Origin of the sequence: Herbidospora cretacea (genome assembly GCF_001570605.1) — a bacterium.
GTDB classification, from domain to species: Bacteria; Actinomycetota; Actinomycetes; order Streptosporangiales; family Streptosporangiaceae; genus Herbidospora; species Herbidospora cretacea.
In genome coordinates this window covers 239,422-256,355 of record NZ_BBXG01000008.1, presented here as the reverse complement: position 1 = coordinate 256,355, position 16,934 = coordinate 239,422, and the positions used below count along the sequence as shown (strand labels likewise).

Sequence of the window (16,934 nt, the reverse complement as noted above, 5' to 3'; positions counted from 1 at the left end):
GCGGGCGTCAGCAGCAGGTGTTGGCCTTCTTGGCGGGAGCGGCGGCCGGTGCCTGGGCGGGGCGCTGGACCGCGTCCAGCTTCATCACCTCGACGATGCCGGCGATCTGGCCGATCTCCTCGTTGCCGAGGCCGAGTTGCTTGGCGGTGGCGAGGAAGGATCGGACGGTCTCCTCGCGGCCCAGCAGCAGCGCGGAGGCCAGCGCCACCGCCGCCTTCGACTTCTGGTCGAGCGCTCCGCCGTTGAAGACGGAGTTGAAGAACGTCTGGTAGCTGTCGGAGAAGCTGGTGTGGCTCTCTTTGACGTCGGGGGCCAACTGGATGAGCTGGGTCGCGATGCTCGTTGCTGCGGGCGCCATCGGAACTCCTCGTGTCTGATCGGATTTCTGTGGGTCAGGCTTCGCAGCAGGCGCTGCCGGATTCTTCGGTCTCCACGACCTCTGGCACGTCGGACGCCTGACAGCAGCCCGATCCCAGGTCCTCGACGATCTCGACTTCGAGATCCGCTTTCGTCTCCATGTCCGGCCTCCATCTTGATTTCATGAATACCTAATTAAAAGAACATCGAATCACCAATGGTGTCAATGGGCCGCCGGCGACTGCCGACGGCCCATTCCTCAGGCGAGAACCAGGTAGGCGAGGGCGGCGACGCCCGCTCCCACCGGCGGAGTCAGGATCCAGGCGATGAGCAGATCGCGGACGGTCTTCTTGTTCAGCCGGGACAGGTCGTTGGCGGCGATGCCGGAGATGGCGCCTGCGGAGACCTGCGTGGTGGACATGGGCAGACCGAGCGTGGCGCCGAGTCCGACGAGGCTGGCCGTGGTGAGGTTGGCGGTGAATCCCTCCACATGAGGAATCTTGATCACTGAGTAGGCGAGCCGGTCGGCGATCCGGGAACCGGCGACGAGCCCGCCCAGCGCCATGGCGACGGTGACGGACAGCAGCATGCCGGTCGTCGTCATCCCGCCGACCATCGCGAAGGACCCGATCGCGACGATCTTCGGAGCGTCGTTGAGGCCCCGGGCGAAGCTGGCCAGGCCGCTGGTCAGCCAGTGCAGGCCGGTGATGGCCTTCTGCGCGGTCGTCGGTTCGACCGCCGTCTCGGTCAGGGTCATCGTCGATCCTGATTCGACAGCCACGGTGCTCTTCTTGGCCGCCGACCGGGCGACGAGCTTACGGGTGATGACCCCCAGCACGGCCGAGATGGCATACGCGACGAGGATGCTGAGCAGCAGCGGCATGACGACCTTGTTCAGCAGCCCGTTCCATTGCACGGCCGAACTCGCGAACAGACTGCCCGCGCCGAGCAGCGAACCGACCAGCGCGTGAGTGGTGGAGACCGGCAGCTTCAGGATCGTGGCCAGAACCACCCACGACACGGTGCCGATCAGCACAGCGGCGGCGAAGGCGGGGGTGGGAGAGGTGGCCACGATGCCCTTGGAGAACAGGGCGGTCATCTTGGAGGCCAGGGTCAGCGAGACCAGGCAGCCCACTGCCGTCGTGACCGTGCCCCACAGAATGGCCGTCCGGATTCTGGTGACGCCGGCTCCTGCGAGGGTCGCGACGCCCTTCGGGACGTCGTTCGCGCCGTTGGCCGCGGCGAGCGCCACGACGAGGATCAGTACGAGGATTTCCATTGCGCAGCGGCCTCCAGTGGGGGGTTACCGAATGGGGCGTCACTCGCATGCCGGGTCGCGGCGGCGACGAACGCCTCGATGAGGGGGTGGATCGAGGAAGGTGTCGAGGAGAGTTCCGGCTGGAAGAGGGTGCCGATGAAGAAGGGGTGATCGGTCACCTCGATGGCGCGCGGAGCCTTTTCGGCGTCCCAGCCGCTGATCACCAGGGAGCTCTGTTCGATGAGCTCCACGTAGTCGGGGTTGAGGCCGTACTTGCAGTGGAAGGTCTCGGTCGTCTCGTCGGCGTGGGCGAAGACGGAGGCGAGCCGGCTGCCGTCGCCGAGGAAGAGCGACGCCTGTTCCCCCACCAGCGAGCAGCACAGCGCGGTGATCAGCGGGGTTCCGGCACCGGGGTCGTACTGGACGTCATCGGCGTCGACCAGGCCCAGGACGTTGCGGGCGTACTCGATCAGGGCGTGCTGGAATCCGCCGCACGTACCCAGGTAGGGGATGCCGTTCTCCCGCGCCACCCGGATCGCCAGCAGCACGTTGTCCTTCGAGGCGTAGGGCGAGCCGGGGATCACCCAGATGCCCGCGTAGCCGTCGAGCGTCTCCGGGCCGTCGATGTCGGAGGTGGGGATCCAGTCGATGTCCGCGGGCAGATGGGGGACGAAGTCGTGAAGGCGGGCGTGGGCGGGGACCGTCGCCTTGCGGTCACCGACCAGAGCGATCCGGGGGCGCGTGGTCATGGCGCGTTCTCCTCGTTGCTGCTGCTGTTCTCTGCCTGGTGGTTCACCAGATCGACCAGAGCCGCATCGACCGGTGAGCGGTTGAAGATCGGCCGGCCGGTCATCCCTTCCCCGGCTGCGTGACCGAGCAACTCCAGCACGGTCGGGGCGACATCGGCGAGCGTGCCGTCGCCACGCAGGTCAGGGGCTCCGGACGGATGGAGAAGCACCAGCGGCACGGGGTTGGTCGTGTGGCCCCCGTACGGGCGTGACTCGCCATCGGGGCCTGCCCGAAGCATCTGCTCCGCGTTGCCGTGGTCGCCGACCAGGAGTACCCAGCGTCCGGTCTCCCCGGCGACCTCGCAGATGCGCCTGACGGAGCTGTCGGTGTGCTCGGCGGCCCGGACGGTCGCCGCGTTGTCACCGGTGTGGCCGACCACGTCGATGTTGGCCAGGTTGGCGACCACCAGATGCACGTCCGGGCGCCGGGCGGCATCGGTCACCGCAGCCGTCACCTCGGCGAGGTTCATCTGGGGCCGAGCTCGATAGTCGGGAGCCGCGTCGGTGACGACGCGGACGTGCTCCTCCACGTCACGGACCCGCGCGTCGCGGCCATTGATGTAGTAGGTGACGTGCTCGAACTTCTCCCGTTCGGCGATGCGGACCGAGCGCAGGCCATGGCTTTCGAGTACGTCGGCCAGCCCGCCCGAAGCGTCCGCGCGGTCCACCAGCGGAGGGATCTCGGCTGCCGTGTCATAACGGGCCAGGCTCAGCACGGTGACGTCGCGCGACGCCAGGTGGCTCACCAACTGGTCGGCGAGCTGCTGGATGCGGTCGCTGCGGAAGTTCGTGAACAGCACCGCGTCACCTTGGCGTACCGCGCCGAGAGGGTTGCCTTCCTGGTCGGTGACGACGCTGGGCGGGATCCATTCGTCGCTGACCCCGCCGTCGGCGAGCGCGTCTCGTACTTGCTGGACGAGCGCGCCACCGCCGTCGGCGACGGCCGTCATGGCGGCGCGGGTGAGATCGAGATTCCCGCTCTTGTCCAGGGCGTAGCCGCGGCCGACAACCGTGGCGACACGGCCGATCCCCGCTTCGGCCGCGAACTTCTCGACCCGATCGAGATACGCGGCGGCGGTCCCGTCGGCGACGTCACGGCCGTCGGTGATGGCGTGGATCCACACGGCGGGCACCGCACGGGCGTCGGCGATGGTCAGCAGTTCGCGGAGATGGTCGATATTCGCGTGGATCTGTCCGTCAGAGCACAGACCGACCAGATGCAGGGCCCCGCCGGAGGAGACGAGCCGCGCACAGACCTCGCTCAGCAACGGGTGCGTGGCCAGGGCTCCGGAGTCGATGGCCTGCTGCACCAGAACGCTGTCATAGGGCAGTGGCCGGCCGGCGCCGATGACCATGTGCCCGATCTCGGAGTTGCCCACGGTACCCGGAAGCAGGCCGACCGCTTCTCCGGACGCCCCCACCAGGGTCGCGGCGGGGGAGGAGGTCAACTCGTCGAGGTAGGGCGTGACGGCGGCGGTGAGGGCGTTGCCTTCGCCGGGTGGCGCATGCCCCCAGCCGTCCAGGACCAGGAGGATGCCGTTCATCGCGTTGAGACGCCGTCGGGGAACAGCCCGTCCAAGGTCTCCCAGAACGTCGGGAAGGACTTGGCGACGCAGCCGGGGTCGCGGATGACCACACCCTCGGTTCGCAGGCCCGCGATGGCGAAGGACATCGCGATCCGGTGGTCGTCGTAGGTGTCGATCACCGCGCCGGTCGGCGTACCACCGGTGATGGTCATCGCGTCCGGGTGTTCCTCGACGGTGATGCCCATCTTGCGCAGCTCGGTGGTCACGGCCGCGATCCGGTCGCATTCCTTGACCCGCAGGCTGGCGATGTTGCTGATGTGCGTCGTTCCCTCGGCGAAGGCGGCGACGACGGCGAGGGTCGGCACCACGTCCGGCATGCTCTCCATGTCCACTTCGACGCCGTGCAGGTCACCGCCCCGCAGGGTGATCGCGTTGTCGTCGTAGGAAGCGGTGCAGCCCATGCTCACCAGCACGTCGACCAACCCGACGTCGCCCTGGTGGGAGTCGCGGCCGATGCCCGGGATGGTGACCCGGCCGCCCAGCACCGCAGCGGCCGCCAGCGGATACGACATGCCGGAGGCGTCGGGCTCCACGGTGACCGGCCCCCCACGGAACCGCTGGCCGGAGGGAACCACGAAGCGGGTGTATCCCTCCCGCTCGATCCGGACGCCCATCTCGGCGAGCGCGGCGATGGTCATCTCGACGTACGGCCTGGAGATGAGGTCGTCGACGACGGTGATCTCCACGTCGCTCTCGGCCGGCACCGAGTTGATCAGAAGGCTGGAGGTGAACTGGCTGCTCACCGCGCCGCTGATGCGGGTGGCGCCGCCCCGGAAGGAACCTCCGGTGACTCTGATCGGCGGCGAGCCGTTGGCTCGCACGCTGACCGCCTCGACGCCGAGCGCGGGAAGTGCGGCCAGCAGGTCGCCCATCGGGCGCTCCTGCATCCGCGCGTTGCCGGTGATCGTCGTGGTACCGGCGGCGTGGCCGGCCATCGAGATCAGGAACCGCAGAGGTGTGCCCGCCCCACCCATGAAGATGTCATCGGCCGGGGCCGTCATCGGCGCACCGGTGGGAGTGACCTGGATGGACGCCTTCGCGTCGTCGATCTCGACCCGTACGTGGCCGAACTTCTCCACTCCTCGGGACAGGTAGACCGTGTCGTCGGAGATGAGCGCGCCCTCCAGCGTCGTCCCCTGCCCGGACAGCGCCGCGATGGCCAGGTAGCGGTTGGTGTAGCTCTTGGAGCCGAGGACCTTCACATCGGCGTCCATGCCCTTCAGCGTTCGCATCGTCAATTCGGCGGCTTTACGACGGGGGTCGGACGTCATGGTCGTACTCCTTCAAGGGATACGGAAGTCCTGAACAGGAAACGAACGGTATTGCCGTGCGAGAGTATTTGGCGCCGTTCAAAAAGTATTCACGACTGGCGGATGAATGACCGATAGACGATGTCCGTCATGCGCCGAGGAACCGTTCTCTTGCAATTCCCTCAGATTCACCGGGCGGCCGTGGTGAAGTTCTCATCGCGGAATGTTCGGTTCCACGCGCTCTACTGTCGTATTTGCAGCTGACCCGGAAAAGTAGTCAAGCCCGGCAGTAAGTTGCCGGGCATCTTGGTGCCAGTAGGCGCGCCCGTGCCGGCCGACTCTCGTACGGCCAGCTCATCTACCGCTTCCTAAGTGGACGCTCTTGCGGATGGTGAGTCGGCGATGGAGGTGAGTGCGCGTCCGCCATCTCCTGCAAGTGACCCTGGCGAGACACTAATCTTCCTTGACAAGAAGGGTCGATAGAGCTCTGACCCATTCCGTTCATCAAACGTTCAAATATGGTTGGTCACTCAATGTCATCTTGCAGATTCGTCTGGCGAGGGTGATGGATATTTTTGATTGAAAGTGCCAGTTCAGCGCCGTCGGCCAGTGGGTGGACCAGGCGTCAGGCCGGGAGGGATGCGGGTCTGCGGCTGCCGCAAATGGGCGTAGACATCTTGAAGTGAGCTGCTATTTAATAGCCCCGTCACCAATGGGGCTCGGGGGTGTTATGTGCTGAGGGAATTAGGGCTAGATGATCACGCCGACGCCATCTACCGCGCGATTCTGACGCAGAAGGACGGCGAGATATCGAAGATCGCCGAGCGTCTGGAGATGTCCGAGAGCTATGTCCGCGCCACCGTCGACAGGCTGGTGGACATGTCGTTGCTCCGCCGATCCTCGGGGACTCTGCAGCCGGCCAGTCCGAGCGTGGCGTTCCACTCGATGCTCCAGCGTCAACGGGCAGACCTGCTGCGCCGCCAAGAGGCGTTCTTCGCGGCGGAGCGCGCGGTGAATCGCCTGGTCAGTGAGTACAGCGAGATGTGCGGGGTCGGCAACCGGAGCGAGTGTGACCGCCTGGAGAGCGTCGAGGCCGTCCGGGCGCGCATTGAGACGCTGGCCCACGGGACGACATCGGAGTGTCAGTCGCTGATGCCCGGTGGCGCCCAATCCGCAGCGAGCCTGGAAGCCAGCAGGCCGCTGGACGAGTTGCTCCTGCAGCGCGGAGCCTCGGTTCGCGCCCTGTATCTGGACAGCGCGTGGAACGACGCGCCGACACACGCCTATGCCCGCTGGCTCACGGATCTCGGTGGCGAGGTTCGGTCAGCTCCGACGTTGCCGCTCAGGATCGTGATCTTCGACAGGAAGGTCGCCCTGGTTCCCCTGGATCCGCAGGACAGCAGCAAGGGCGCCGTGGAGGTGTGCGGCGAAGGCCTGATCTCGGCGCTCGTTGCGTTGTTCGAGCAGATCTGGATCGTGGCCACTCCCTATGGCGCAGGCCAGCGGCGATGTGAAGAGAAGCCCACACCGCAAGAGCTGGAGCTTCTGAGGCTGCTCGCCCTGGGGCTGACCGACGAGGCCGCGAGCAAGAAGCTCGGCATCGGCCTGCGCACCCATCGCCGGATCGTCGCCGATCTGATGGATCGGCTCAACGCTCGAAGTCGGTTCGAGGCCGGGGTGAAGGCGCTACAGCGGGGCTGGGTCGCAGACTGACGCACAACGGAGGAGAGGGGAGCCATGCCCATGAACACCCTTACGCGCAGGCGTTGTCGCCTGTGTAGAAGCCTGTCAATGTGAACAGGTGGCGAAACAGCTGAGTTCGCGGGCTGAGATCTGCTGCATGCCGCTCGCGGCGGAACCGATAGGCGTCGACCAGGCGGCCGAAGTGGCGACCGCCTTCAAGGCGTTGTCGGATCCCGTTCGGGTGCGCCTGCTGTCGCTGATCGCTTCCCACCCCGGAGGAGAGGCCTATGTCAACAACCTGATCGCGGCCTTCGACCTGACCGGTCCGACCATCTCCCACCACCTCAGAGTCCTCCGGGAGGCAGGCCTCATCGGATGCCAACGGCGCGGGACGTGGGTCTACTACTGGGTGGTCCCCACGATGCTGGAGCGGCTGAGCGAGGTCCTTTCGATCCCGGCCGGCGGTCGCGCGAACGACTAGGGCGCCGGCACCGCCAGATCCGATGAGGCCAGCAGGAGAGACAGGCGGTGAATGCGCTCACGCACGGGCCGGTAGTACACCCAGGTGCCGCGCCGGTCGTGATCGACGAGACCGGCCTCGCGTAGATGCTTGAGATGGTAGGAGATCGTCGGTGCGGCAACATCGAACAACCCGGTCAAGTCGCAGACGCATACTTCCCCGTCGGGGTGCGCGGCGATCAACGACAGCAGGCGGAGCCGGATGGGGTCGCCCAGTGCCTTGAACATCTTCGCCATGTCGACCGCGCCGGCAGCGTCGAGCGGTACTACCTCCAGGGGTGTGCAGCATCCCTGAACGGTGGCCGCACCTGCTGCATCCTGCTCCAACGCCGTGTTAGCCATACTTTATTTTGACATCTGTCTAACTATGAGGCAAGGCCGTTGACGGTCCCCTAATTCGATGATCGTATAAATACAAGTTTCTCGAATCAGGACCTCCGGGAAGGGATCCAGCGATGACGACCGAGGCATACGTCGACCTGCACGCCAAGATCTATGACGAATTCTGGAGCTTCTACCCCACGCGGATCGCGCGCTCGCTGCTGCGACTGCCCTCCACTCTCATTCCTGACTCCGAGCAAAGTGTTCTGGACGTCGGCTGTGGCACCGGAATAGTCGCCGCGCATTTCCTGCGCGCCGGATACCGCGTCACGGGCCTCGACATTTCGAAGGCGATGCTCGATCGCGCGCAGGAGCGATTCAAGAGCGTCCAGGACAAGGTCACTCTCATCCACGGTGACGCCACGGACTTCACGGTGCCCAGGCGGGTCCCGTTCGCCTTCTCCACGTATGACATCCCCAACCACCTCCGGAACCTGGACCGGGTCGCCGCTTACCTGAGGTCGGTCTACGACGCGGTGGAGCCGGGCGGGCTCTTCGCCTTCGACCTGACAACCGCGCGTGGCCTGGAAGCGATCAACCGCATCTGGATCAAGGACGAGCCGTCGGCGATGTTCCTGTTCCGCGGAGCGATGAACCAGGAGGAGGGCTTCGGCTTCTTCCGGATCTCCGGGGTGGTGCGTGCGGAGGACGGTCGTTACGACCGGTTCGAGTCCACGATCGTCAACACCGCCCATCCGGTGGCGGCCGTCGCCGACCTTGTCGCGGCGGCTGGATGGGTCGACTGCGTGATCGGTACTCCCGACCACCCCTTGACCCCCGTCGACCAGCCTGAGGACGAAGAGCGGGTCTTGTTCGTGGCCAGGAGGCCTCCCGTGTCGTAGGGCCTTGCGTTGACAGGTGTCCAAGCAGGCGGCGGTGTGGAATTGCTTAGACGCACTTCAAAACAGCCGGATGGGCGCGCCCCGACGTTCCTGCCGGCCACCGGATACAGGCAGGTGCGCTCGGTGGTCGCCGCGTTGGCCGGCGACCGGGAAGCCGCCCGGGACGTACAGCTCGACCTGCCCGAGACCGGCGTCTGCTCGGCCAGCATTGGACCGGAGGTCTTGGCTGCTTCACCGTCGCCTACCAATTCCGCCTGGGCGGACGCAGCGCGACGTCAACATCCGCCGACTCGGCATGCGGCGAAGCCGCCACCCCGCTACCCGCCGCGTTCTGCGCCGCCCGCTCGCAGTGTGCGGGTCGTCAAAGGTGCGGCGGTCGTCCAGCCAGGCCGTGAGTTCGGCAGCGGCCTCGTCCAGGCCGAGCGTCGCAGGGTCGGACGATCGGCCTCTCGGGCTCCGTAACGCCATACGTACTTCATGCGCTGAGTCGGATGGACGGTCGGTGTGGTCCCTCTCCATGGGTGGATCCTCCTCGGAGGCCGATGAATCGCACGGCGAAGGGCGACACCCCGAGGTCTTTCACCTGGCCTGGACGGGAAAGTGACAGTAGTCCCTCGTTCGCCGATACCTGCCTTAATTTGAGGTTTCTCTAACTTGACATCCCTCTAATCAGAGAGAAGACTGAGCTTGATTTGATCTCTATCAAATCTAGCTGAATCCGGCCAGCGGCAACCCCGTCGCTGTGCCGACCTAGCTGTGCCGACTAGAGGGAGGACGCCATGACCAGCGACGCCGTCGGTGGATTCATCGGGAACCTGGAAGACGCCTTCGCTCCTCCGGCCGCCGGGGGATGCTGTGGCAGCCCCGCGACCACTGACGAGGCGCCGGCCGAGGTGAGCGCCACCGCCGTGTCGTGCTGCGGCAGTGCGCCTGCGGCTGAGGAGGCGGCGGACTCGGGGTGCTGCGGCAAGGCGCCGGCCCCGGAGTCGACGCCTGCGTCCGGCTGCTGCGGATGACCCACCCTCCCGCTCGGCCGGAGTCGCCGTCGTCTCGGGAGCGAGCCGTGGAGCCTGAGCTGTCAGATGCTCTTCAACGAGTCGACGTGCAGCGGATGCGGGCCACCGTGGCCGAGTTGGCCGCGGACCGCTACCAGGGCCGCCGAGTGGGGACCGCGGGCGGCCAAGCCGCCGGCATCTGGCTCGCCGACCGTCTCCGTGAACTCGGTCCTGATGTCAGGCTGGAACCGTTCGACGTCAAGGATGTTCGTGAGCTCTACCGCACGCCTGAGCTCCGATGGACAGACGGTCAGGGAACCCACCACTGCGAACATCGACGCGACTTCGTCGAGCATCTGGCCTCGGCCGACCTCCCCGAGCCTCGCGCGGCACGGCTGACCAGGTCGACGGCGACCGATCTTCATGGCCGGTGGGTCCTGGCGCCTGCCGACGAGTGGGTCCAGACCGCCCAGCGCGCCGAGCTGGAGGGCGCGGTCGGCGTGGTGATGGCACGCGGTGCGGATGGCGATGGCTGGATGCCCAAGATGATCGCCGGTCCGCCTCGTCGGTCTGTGCCGGTGATCGCCGTCCGCACTGACCTCCACCAGCAGCTCGGCGACGCCGTCGAATCTGGCGAGGTGACGGTGACGGGGTCGATGCCGCTACGAGCCGTCAGTGCGAGGGCGGCCAATGTCCATGCCCGGCTCCCGATCGGCGAGGGCGGGGCACGAGTGCTTCTCACCGCCCACTACGACGGCGTTGGCGATGACCCCGAGTGCCGCCTGCCCGCGGCGGCGGACAACGCTTCCGGGGTGGCGGCGGTGCTGGAAGCGGCCTTCGTCGTGAAGGAGTGCCTGACCGCGCCGGTGGACCTGGCCGTGTCCTTCCTGGACGCGGAAGAAGCCGGCGCCTGGGGCTCGGCGCACCACGCGACGAGCCTGCCGATCGGCACCCAGGTGATCAACCTGGATGGTGCGGCTCAGCTCTACCAGGCCGCCGCGGTCGAGGCCGGTGGCCCCGCCCACGCCCTGCTGGCTGTTCTGGATCAAGCCGGGCGTCGTACCGGGGTGCCGCTGCGGGCGGGGGCCATGGCATCGGACAACCGCCGGTACGCCGCAGCCGGGCACGCCGCGATCGGGGTCGGCATGGGCATGCCCGGCTATCAGACCCCTGCGGAGACCCCTGACCGCGTCGAATCAGACACGTTGGCCGCAGCGGCCCGGCTGCTTGTCGCCAGTGTGTGGCTAGTGGCGCACGAGACGCGCTAATGAAGGTGTCCCGCTCTCGTCTTGCGCGCGAGCGGGCACGGGCCCCTTTCGCTGCGCGGCGCATCGGCTCCCGGCCCGGTTGAGCAGGCCAGGCGAGGACAGGTCTCTATCGGCGTCGATCTGGAGTCACCATGAGATCCGCACTCACCGGGCCAGTGGCGAGATGACCGATCAATCGACCTCTCCGGACGACCTGGAGACTCTCTTCGATCTGGACGCCGTCGTCGCTTCGGGATGTGCTCCTCCCGAGTCCTTTTCGGCGAGGGTTTCGCCCACGCGTAGGCGTTCCGGCTAAGGCCCCGCGCTGAAGACTCCAGGCTTATGAAGATGAGGCGGTCCGGTCTGATGGAGGTTCTGATGTTCCCCGCGTTGGGTGGAGTCGGGCACTCCTTCATGCCGATCACGAGCGACAACGGCGTGCCCATCGAGACCATCGCCGATCTCGTCGGGCACGCGGGTAAGCGAAGCGGTCTACCGGCTGCAAATCAAGCCGGAACTGACCAAGGGTGCCGACACCATGAACACGCATCGTGAACGGAGATCGGTGCCGTCATCAGCCTCGAACAAGTGCGGGTGGCTGTCCCGATACGGCGCTGCCCGCATATGAGCGAAATGACCAATCAATCGAGCGAAGCGAGGCCGTTCCAGGGAACGCGAGGGGCGGAGCCCTTCGCAAGGAGCGAAGCGACCCGGAGCGAAAGCGACGAAGGGGCCGCGACAGCGGACCAGGGGGAGCGCGAGGGGGCGTCAGCCCTCTCGTATCGGGGGGTTCGGGGGGTCGGCCCCCCGTATAAAGGAAGGAGACCCAGGGAAGGCGCCAAAAGCGCCGACCATGGGTCTCCATCTCCTGGTGGACGATACAGGGATTGAACCTGTGACCTCTTCCGTGTCAGGGAAGCGCTCTCCCGCTGAGCTAATCGTCCAGTTGAACTTCCGAGCGGAAGACGGGATTCGAACCCGCGACCCTCACCTTGGCAAGGTGATGCTCTACCCCTGAGCCACTTCCGCTTGCGTTCCCGGTTCCCCGGGCCACGCAGAGAACACTAGCGAATCTTCGCCCGCTCCCCAAATCGATACGCCGAGTAAGGAGCTAACATGCTCCACGATAGTTACATCGCAAGGGAGCGCCATGATCGACAACGAAGTCGTGCAGATCGGAGACCTGACCTTCGCGGACGTCGTCCACGTAGCCCGCCGAGGCGGCAGGGTTCACGTCACGGAAGACGCGATCGCCGAGATGGCCGCCTCCCGGGGCCGCATCGAGGAACTGGCCGAGAGCGACACCCCGTCCTACGGCGTCTCCACCGGCTTCGGCGCGCTGGCCACCCGGCACATCGACCCCGGCCTGAGGGCCCAGCTCCAGCGCAGCCTCATCCGCTCCCACGCCGCGGGCAACGGCCCGGAGGTGGAGACCGAGGTCGTCCGCGCCCTCATGCTCCTGCGGCTCCGCACCCTGGCGACCGGCCACACGGGAGTACGCCCCAAGACGGCGAAGGTCCTGGAATCCCTGCTGAACGCCAGAATCACCCCGGTCGTCCACGAATACGGATCCCTGGGCTGCTCCGGCGACCTCGCCCCCCTCTCCCACGTCGCCCTCACGATCATGGGCGAAGGCCAGGTCAGAGACGAGAAGGGCGAACTCAGACCGACAGGTGAAGCCCTCGAAGAAGCGGGCATCGAGCCGGTCGAGCTCGCCGCCAAAGAGGGCCTGGCGCTGATCAACGGCACCGACGGCATGCTCGGCATGCTGATCCTCGCCCTCGCCGACCTCGCCAACCTGTTCAAAACGGCCGACATCTCGGCCGCGATGTCCGTCGAGGCGCTGCTCGGCACCGATGCCGTCTTCGCCGACGACCTGCAGAAACTGCGTCCCCATCCGGGTCAGCGGGCCTCCGCCGCCAACCTGCGGGCCCTGCTCAAGGACTCGGCGATCATGGCCTCGCACCGCGACGGCTCCTGCACCCGCGTCCAGGACGCCTACTCGCTCCGCTGCGCCCCGCAGGTCGCCGGCGCCGCGCGCGACACCGCCGACCACGCGGCGCTCGTGGCCGAGCGGGAGCTCGTGTCGGCGATCGACAACCCGGTCGTCCTGCGCGACGGCCGCGTCGAGTCGAACGGCAACTTCCACGGCGCGCCCGTCGGGTATGTCCTCGACTTCCTCGCCATCGCGGTCGCCGACGTCGCGTCCATGGCCGAGCGGCGCACCGACCGCATGCTCGACGTCGCGCGCAGCCACGGGCTGCCGGCCTTCCTGGCGCACGACCCGGGTGTCGACTCCGGGCACATGATCGCCCAGTACACCCAGGCGGCGATCGTCTCCGAGCTCAAGCGCCTGGCGGTCCCCGCGAGCGCCGACTCGATCCCGTCGTCGGCCATGCAGGAAGATCATGTCTCCATGGGCTGGTCGGCCGCGCGCAAGCTCCGCAGGTCCATCGACGGCCTGACCAGGGTTCTCGCCATCGAGACGCTCACCGCCGCCCGCGCCCTCGACCTGCGCGCGCCCCACCGGCCGGCGCCCGGGACCGGCGCGGCGCTCGCCGCCCTCCGCGCGTCGGTGGCGGGCCCCGGCCCCGACCGGTTCCTCGCCCCGGAGATCGAGGCGGCGGTGCGCCTGGTCGCCTCGGGCGCGCTGGTCGAGGCCGTCGAGACCGTGACGGGCCCGCTCGGTTAGGAGATTCTCCGTTACGGCAAGCCTGCCCCCGCGCCGCTCGCCGCACCGCGATCCCGCCGCACCCGGCGCCGACCGGCCGCGCTAGCCGCGCGCCGAGACGTCGGCCACCAGTTCCACCTCGACCACCAACCCGGGCATGAACAGCCGGGACACCTCGACGGTCGTGCTCGCCGGGGGCGGCGACGGCATGTACCGCCCCCGCACGGCCGCGTGGTCGAGCAGCGCGTCCATGTCCGTCAGGAAGGTCCGGACATGGACGACGTCCCCGAAGGTGCACCCCTGGTCTTCGAGGATGAGCCGGAGGTGCTCGTACACGACCTCGGACTGCCTGGTCATGTCGCCAGGGGCGATGACCTGGCCGTCGGCCACGGCCACCTGCCCGGACACGAACAGCAGGCCCCCGGCGAGGGCGGCGTGCGAGTACCGCCCGTTGGTGGCCGGGACGGCCGCCGGGTTCAGGACCTTCACGGCAGTTCCAGCAGGGCCGGCACGATGCCCGTGACGTCCCCGTCGCCGTGGCCGGCCTCGGCGGCCTGGGCGAACCGGTCGCGCGCGGCGGCGGTGAGGGTCTGCACCTCGCCGGGGCCCTCGGTGGCCAGGGTGAGGTCCTTGGCGGCGAGGGCGAGCTTGAACCGGGTCTCCGGCACGCCGTCCTCGACCACCGGACGCAGCCGCTCACCGGCCGCGCCGAGGAGGGTCACGTCGAGCAGGTCGAAGTAGTCATTGGCGGAGAGCCCGAGCCGCTGCACGTAGGCGAGGTTCTCGGCCAGCAGCACCTGCACCGACAGCTGCCCGGCCATCACGGCGAGCTTCATCTTCGCCCCGGCGCCCAGCGCCCCATAGTGGTGGACGGTGCCGAACACCCCCAGCACGCCCTGGACCCGCTCGAAGTCGGCCGTCTCGCCCCCCGCGATCACCCGCAGCTTGCCCTCCGTGGCGGGGCCGACGGTCCCGAGCACCGGCGCGTCGACCAGCGCCACGTCGTCGGGGAGCTGCGCGCGCACCTCGGCGACGGCGTCGGGGCCGATGGTGGACATATCCACCCAGATCGTCCCCGCCGACAGCCCTGCCTTGGCCGCCTCGACCACCTCCGCGACGGCGGCGGGGTTGGACAGCATCGAGATGACGATCTCGGCCCCCGACACCGCCTCGGCGGGGGAGTCGGCCACGGCCGCGCCGGGGAGCTCCTTCCGCGTGCGGTTCCAGACGGTCACCTTCTGGCCCGCGGCGACGAGGCGGCGGGCCATGGGGGAACCCATGTTCCCCAATCCCAGAAAAGCGATCACATTTCGACCCTAGCCCCGGCCAAGGTATTCCACCAGCGCGTACATTTCATGGAAGGCATGCGTGCATGGAATACCCAAAGCGAGACGCGGACGGCCGCAGGCCGGCCGTGGCTCGCGCTGTGAATCTGCCCGGACAAACAGGAGGTCAGGTGTTCGACACCGACGCCCTGCGCCTGATCGACGCGGTGGCCCGGCTGGGCTCCTTCACGGCCGCGGCGGCGGAGCTCCAGTACACGCAGTCCGCCGTCTCCCGGCGCGTCGCCGCCATCGAGGCCCGCGCCGGCGGCCCGCTCTTCGAGCGCCTGCCCCGGGGCGTCCGCCTCACCCCCGCCGGCGCCACCCTCCACCGGCACACCCGTGACGTGCTCGAACGCCTCCAGCGGGTGAACGAGGAGCTCGCCGCCATCCACCAGGGGACCGGCGGGCGCCTGAGGGTGGGCGCCTTCGCCACCGCCAACGCCGCCCTGGTCCCCACCGCGCTCAAGGACTACGCCCGCGAGTTCCCCGGCGTCGACACCACCCTCGTCGAGGGCCTGACGCGACACCTCGTCGACCGGCTCGACGAGGGCGCGATCGACGTCGCCGTGGTCAGCGACTACCCGGCCGGGCTCGACACCCCGCCCTCGATCGTCCTGGAACCCCTGCTGGAGGAGGAGTTCCTCGTCGGCCTCCCCGCCGGTCACCGGCTCGCCGCCCAGGAGGTCGTCGACCTGCGCGACCTGCGCGACGACAACTGGATCGAGGGCGCCCGGCCCGGCCAGAACCTCATGCTCGCCGCCGCGTGCGCCACCGCCGGGTTCACCCCGAGGGTGAGCATGCGCGTGGGGGAGTGGACGGGCAAGCTCGGCTTCGTCGCGGCGGGGCTGGGCGTGACCCTCGTACCGGCCCTGGCGACCCAGGGCATGCGCCCCGACCTGGTGCTGCGCCCGATCGCCCAGCAGGCCCCGCGCCGGACCGTGTTCGCCGCGCTGCCGCGCGCCCCCCTGCCCGCCGCACGGGAACTGGCGCGAGTGCTCGCCGGGGCTGCTGGGAGAATGGCCGGATGCACGACGCCTTCGCCCACGTCGCGGGCCGTCTGGCCACCGGCCTGAGCGACGTCGCCACCGATCTGGCCGCCCTCGACTCGGGCGGCTGGTGGGCCGTGGTGGTCGAGTTCGAGGGCAAGGTCACCCTGGCCCGGTTCGACGACGTCCGGCCCGCGCCGCTCCCCGCGCCCAGGGGCCCGTGGATCGGCCCGCGCCGCTCCGAGTGGCGCTCGTCCCTCGACCAGGCGGGCTACGAGTCGGGGGTCCGGGCCATCCGCTCGCACATCGAGCGGGGAGAGGTCTACCAGGCCAATCTGTGCCGGGTGCTGACCGCGCCCCTTCCCGTGCGGAGCGATCCGCTGGCGCTGGCGGGCCTGCTGGCCGAGGGGAACCCCGCGCCCCACTCGGCGGTGATCCACGTGCCGGGTCTCACTGTGGTGTCCGCCTCACCGGAGCTCTACCTCGGGCGGGACGGCGCGGTGATCACGTCCAGGCCGATCAAGGGCACCGGGAGGACGGCAGGCGACCTGCTGGAGAAGGACTACGCCGAGAACGTGATGATCGTCGATCTGGTCCGCAACGACCTGGGCATCGTCGCCGACGTCGGCTCCGTCACGGTTCCCGAGCTCTGCGTGGTGGAGGAGCATCCCGGGCTGGTGCACCTCGTGTCGACCGTCCAGGCCCGGACCGAAAGGTCGTGGCCGGAGATCTTCGCCGCCACCTTCCCGCCCGGTTCCGTCACGGGTGCGCCGAAATCGTCCGCGCTGAGCATCATCAATGCGCTCGAACCAGCGCCCCGGGGGCCATACTGTGGGGCGGTGGGCTGGGTCGACGCCGATCGGCGCGAGGCCGCCCTGGCGGTGGGCATCCGCACCTTCTGGATCGCCGGTGAGGAGATCCGCTTCGGCACCGGCGCCGGCATCACCTGGGGCTCCGACCCCGGGCATGAATGGCGCGAGACGGAGCTGAAGGCGTCCCGGCTCATCGCGCTCGCATCCCGCTCAGACGAAGGGTAAAACGGTCAC

General features: G+C 68.2%; 16 protein-coding genes and 2 tRNA genes. 7 read left to right on the top strand and 11 right to left on the bottom strand.

Annotation, left to right across the window (positions count from 1 at the left end):
* Nucleotides 1–7 precede the first annotated feature (7 nt).
* The 6 genes from AW270_RS18070 to aroA form a co-directional block, all read right to left on the bottom strand.
* Nucleotides 8–358 carry a carboxymuconolactone decarboxylase family protein gene (locus AW270_RS18070; protein WP_061295577.1) on the bottom strand — a complete coding sequence of 117 codons (351 nt, stop codon included), beginning with the start codon at nt 356–358 and terminating at the stop codon, nt 8–10.
* Nucleotides 359–392: 34 nt separating this feature from the next.
* Nucleotides 393–518, bottom strand: a complete 126-nt coding sequence (locus AW270_RS41810) for a hypothetical protein (RefSeq protein ID WP_275477763.1) — start codon at nt 516–518, stop codon at nt 393–395.
* Nucleotides 519–616: 98 nt separating this feature from the next.
* On the bottom strand, nt 617–1,636 hold the full coding sequence (locus tag AW270_RS18065) for an inorganic phosphate transporter (RefSeq protein WP_061295573.1): 1,020 nt from the start codon (nt 1,634–1,636) through the stop codon (nt 617–619).
* Nucleotides 1,618–2,364 carry a CTP synthase C-terminal region-related (seleno)protein gene (locus AW270_RS18060; protein WP_063819242.1) on the bottom strand — a complete coding sequence of 249 codons (747 nt, stop codon included), beginning with the start codon at nt 2,362–2,364 and terminating at the stop codon, nt 1,618–1,620. The genes AW270_RS18065 and AW270_RS18060 overlap by 19 nt, the downstream gene beginning before the upstream one ends.
* A complete protein-coding gene (gpmI, locus tag AW270_RS18055) occupies nt 2,361–3,947 on the bottom strand; it encodes a 2,3-bisphosphoglycerate-independent phosphoglycerate mutase (RefSeq protein WP_063819241.1) in 1,587 nt (528 codons plus the stop codon). The genes AW270_RS18060 and gpmI overlap by 4 nt, the downstream gene beginning before the upstream one ends.
* Entirely contained in the window at nt 3,944–5,260 is a 1,317-nt protein-coding gene (gene aroA, locus AW270_RS18050; RefSeq protein WP_061295570.1) for a 3-phosphoshikimate 1-carboxyvinyltransferase, read from the bottom strand. Before aroA ends, gpmI begins: the two co-directional genes overlap by 4 nt.
* Before the next feature lie 711 nt (nt 5,261–5,971).
* Here aroA and AW270_RS18045 point away from each other — a divergent pair.
* Both AW270_RS18045 and AW270_RS18040 read left to right on the top strand, forming a co-directional pair.
* Nucleotides 5,972–6,952, top strand: coding sequence for a TrmB family transcriptional regulator (locus tag AW270_RS18045; protein ID WP_061295567.1), 981 nt, complete (start codon nt 5,972–5,974; stop codon nt 6,950–6,952).
* 127 nt (nt 6,953–7,079) lie between these two features.
* Complete coding sequence (locus AW270_RS18040; protein WP_061295562.1) at nt 7,080–7,403, top strand: ArsR/SmtB family transcription factor; 324 nt, start codon at nt 7,080–7,082, stop codon at nt 7,401–7,403.
* On the opposite strand, the gene AW270_RS18035 is transcribed toward AW270_RS18040, so the two are convergent.
* On the bottom strand, nt 7,400–7,783 hold the full coding sequence (locus tag AW270_RS18035) for an ArsR/SmtB family transcription factor (RefSeq protein WP_061295555.1): 384 nt from the start codon (nt 7,781–7,783) through the stop codon (nt 7,400–7,402). The two genes, AW270_RS18040 and AW270_RS18035, sit on opposite strands and share 4 nt — an antisense overlap.
* Before the next feature lie 113 nt (nt 7,784–7,896).
* Between AW270_RS18035 and AW270_RS18030 the strand changes: the two genes are divergently transcribed.
* Nucleotides 7,897–8,664: a class I SAM-dependent DNA methyltransferase gene (locus AW270_RS18030; protein ID WP_061295552.1), complete on the top strand. Its 768-nt coding sequence runs from the start codon at nt 7,897–7,899 to the stop codon at nt 8,662–8,664.
* A 1,063-nt stretch (nt 8,665–9,727) separates the two neighbouring features.
* On the top strand, nt 9,728–10,927 hold the full coding sequence (locus AW270_RS18025; protein ID WP_245674751.1) for a M28 family metallopeptidase: 1,200 nt from the start codon (nt 9,728–9,730) through the stop codon (nt 10,925–10,927).
* 848 nt (nt 10,928–11,775) lie between these two features.
* Here the strand turns inward: AW270_RS18025 and AW270_RS18020 are convergent.
* Nucleotides 11,776–11,850: transfer RNA gene (locus tag AW270_RS18020), tRNA-Val, on the bottom strand.
* Nucleotides 11,851–11,863: 13 nt separating this feature from the next.
* A tRNA-Gly gene (locus AW270_RS18015) sits at nt 11,864–11,935 on the bottom strand.
* A gap of 121 nt (nt 11,936–12,056) precedes the next feature.
* Between AW270_RS18015 and hutH the strand changes: the two genes are divergently transcribed.
* Nucleotides 12,057–13,598, top strand: coding sequence for a histidine ammonia-lyase (hutH, locus tag AW270_RS18010; protein ID WP_061295549.1), 1,542 nt, complete (start codon nt 12,057–12,059; stop codon nt 13,596–13,598).
* Between the two features lie 81 nt (nt 13,599–13,679).
* On the opposite strand, the gene AW270_RS41265 is transcribed toward hutH, so the two are convergent.
* Complete coding sequence (locus AW270_RS41265; RefSeq protein WP_061295544.1) at nt 13,680–14,066, bottom strand: RidA family protein; 387 nt, start codon at nt 14,064–14,066, stop codon at nt 13,680–13,682.
* A complete protein-coding gene (locus AW270_RS41260) occupies nt 14,063–14,884 on the bottom strand; it encodes an NAD(P)-dependent oxidoreductase (RefSeq protein WP_157522168.1) in 822 nt (273 codons plus the stop codon). Before AW270_RS41260 ends, AW270_RS41265 begins: the two co-directional genes overlap by 4 nt.
* Before the next feature lie 149 nt (nt 14,885–15,033).
* On the opposite strand from AW270_RS41260, the gene AW270_RS17995 reads away from it, so the two are divergent.
* Nucleotides 15,034–15,975 (top strand): LysR family transcriptional regulator, encoded by a 942-nt coding sequence (locus tag AW270_RS17995; RefSeq protein WP_061295537.1) that lies wholly within the window; start codon nt 15,034–15,036, stop codon nt 15,973–15,975.
* Nucleotides 15,927–16,925 carry a chorismate-binding protein gene (locus AW270_RS17990; protein WP_061295534.1) on the top strand — a complete coding sequence of 333 codons (999 nt, stop codon included), beginning with the start codon at nt 15,927–15,929 and terminating at the stop codon, nt 16,923–16,925. Before AW270_RS17995 ends, AW270_RS17990 begins: the two co-directional genes overlap by 49 nt.
* Nucleotides 16,926–16,934 lie beyond the last annotated feature (9 nt).

What these genes read in the sequence shown, in the direction of transcription:
- AW270_RS18070 (WP_061295577.1), bottom strand. Translation starts at nt 358, where the DNA reads ATGGCGCCCGCAGCAACGAGCATCGCGACCCAGCTCATCCAGTTGGCC.
- AW270_RS41810 (WP_275477763.1), bottom strand. Translation starts at nt 518, where the DNA reads ATGGAGACGAAAGCGGATCTCGAAGTCGAGATCGTCGAGGACCTGGGA.
- AW270_RS18065 (WP_061295573.1), bottom strand. Translation starts at nt 1,636, where the DNA reads ATGGAAATCCTCGTACTGATCCTCGTCGTGGCGCTCGCCGCGGCCAAC.
- AW270_RS18060 (WP_063819242.1), bottom strand. Translation starts at nt 2,364, where the DNA reads ATGACCACGCGCCCCCGGATCGCTCTGGTCGGTGACCGCAAGGCGACG.
- gpmI (WP_063819241.1), bottom strand. Translation starts at nt 3,947, where the DNA reads ATGAACGGCATCCTCCTGGTCCTGGACGGCTGGGGGCATGCGCCACCC.
- aroA (WP_061295570.1), bottom strand. Translation starts at nt 5,260, where the DNA reads ATGACGTCCGACCCCCGTCGTAAAGCCGCCGAATTGACGATGCGAACG.
- AW270_RS18040 (WP_061295562.1), top strand. Translation starts at nt 7,080, where the DNA reads ATGCCGCTCGCGGCGGAACCGATAGGCGTCGACCAGGCGGCCGAAGTG.
- AW270_RS18035 (WP_061295555.1), bottom strand. Translation starts at nt 7,783, where the DNA reads ATGGCTAACACGGCGTTGGAGCAGGATGCAGCAGGTGCGGCCACCGTT.
- AW270_RS18030 (WP_061295552.1), top strand. Translation starts at nt 7,897, where the DNA reads ATGACGACCGAGGCATACGTCGACCTGCACGCCAAGATCTATGACGAA.
- hutH (WP_061295549.1), top strand. Translation starts at nt 12,057, where the DNA reads ATGATCGACAACGAAGTCGTGCAGATCGGAGACCTGACCTTCGCGGAC.
- AW270_RS17990 (WP_061295534.1), top strand. Translation starts at nt 15,927, where the DNA reads ATGCACGACGCCTTCGCCCACGTCGCGGGCCGTCTGGCCACCGGCCTG.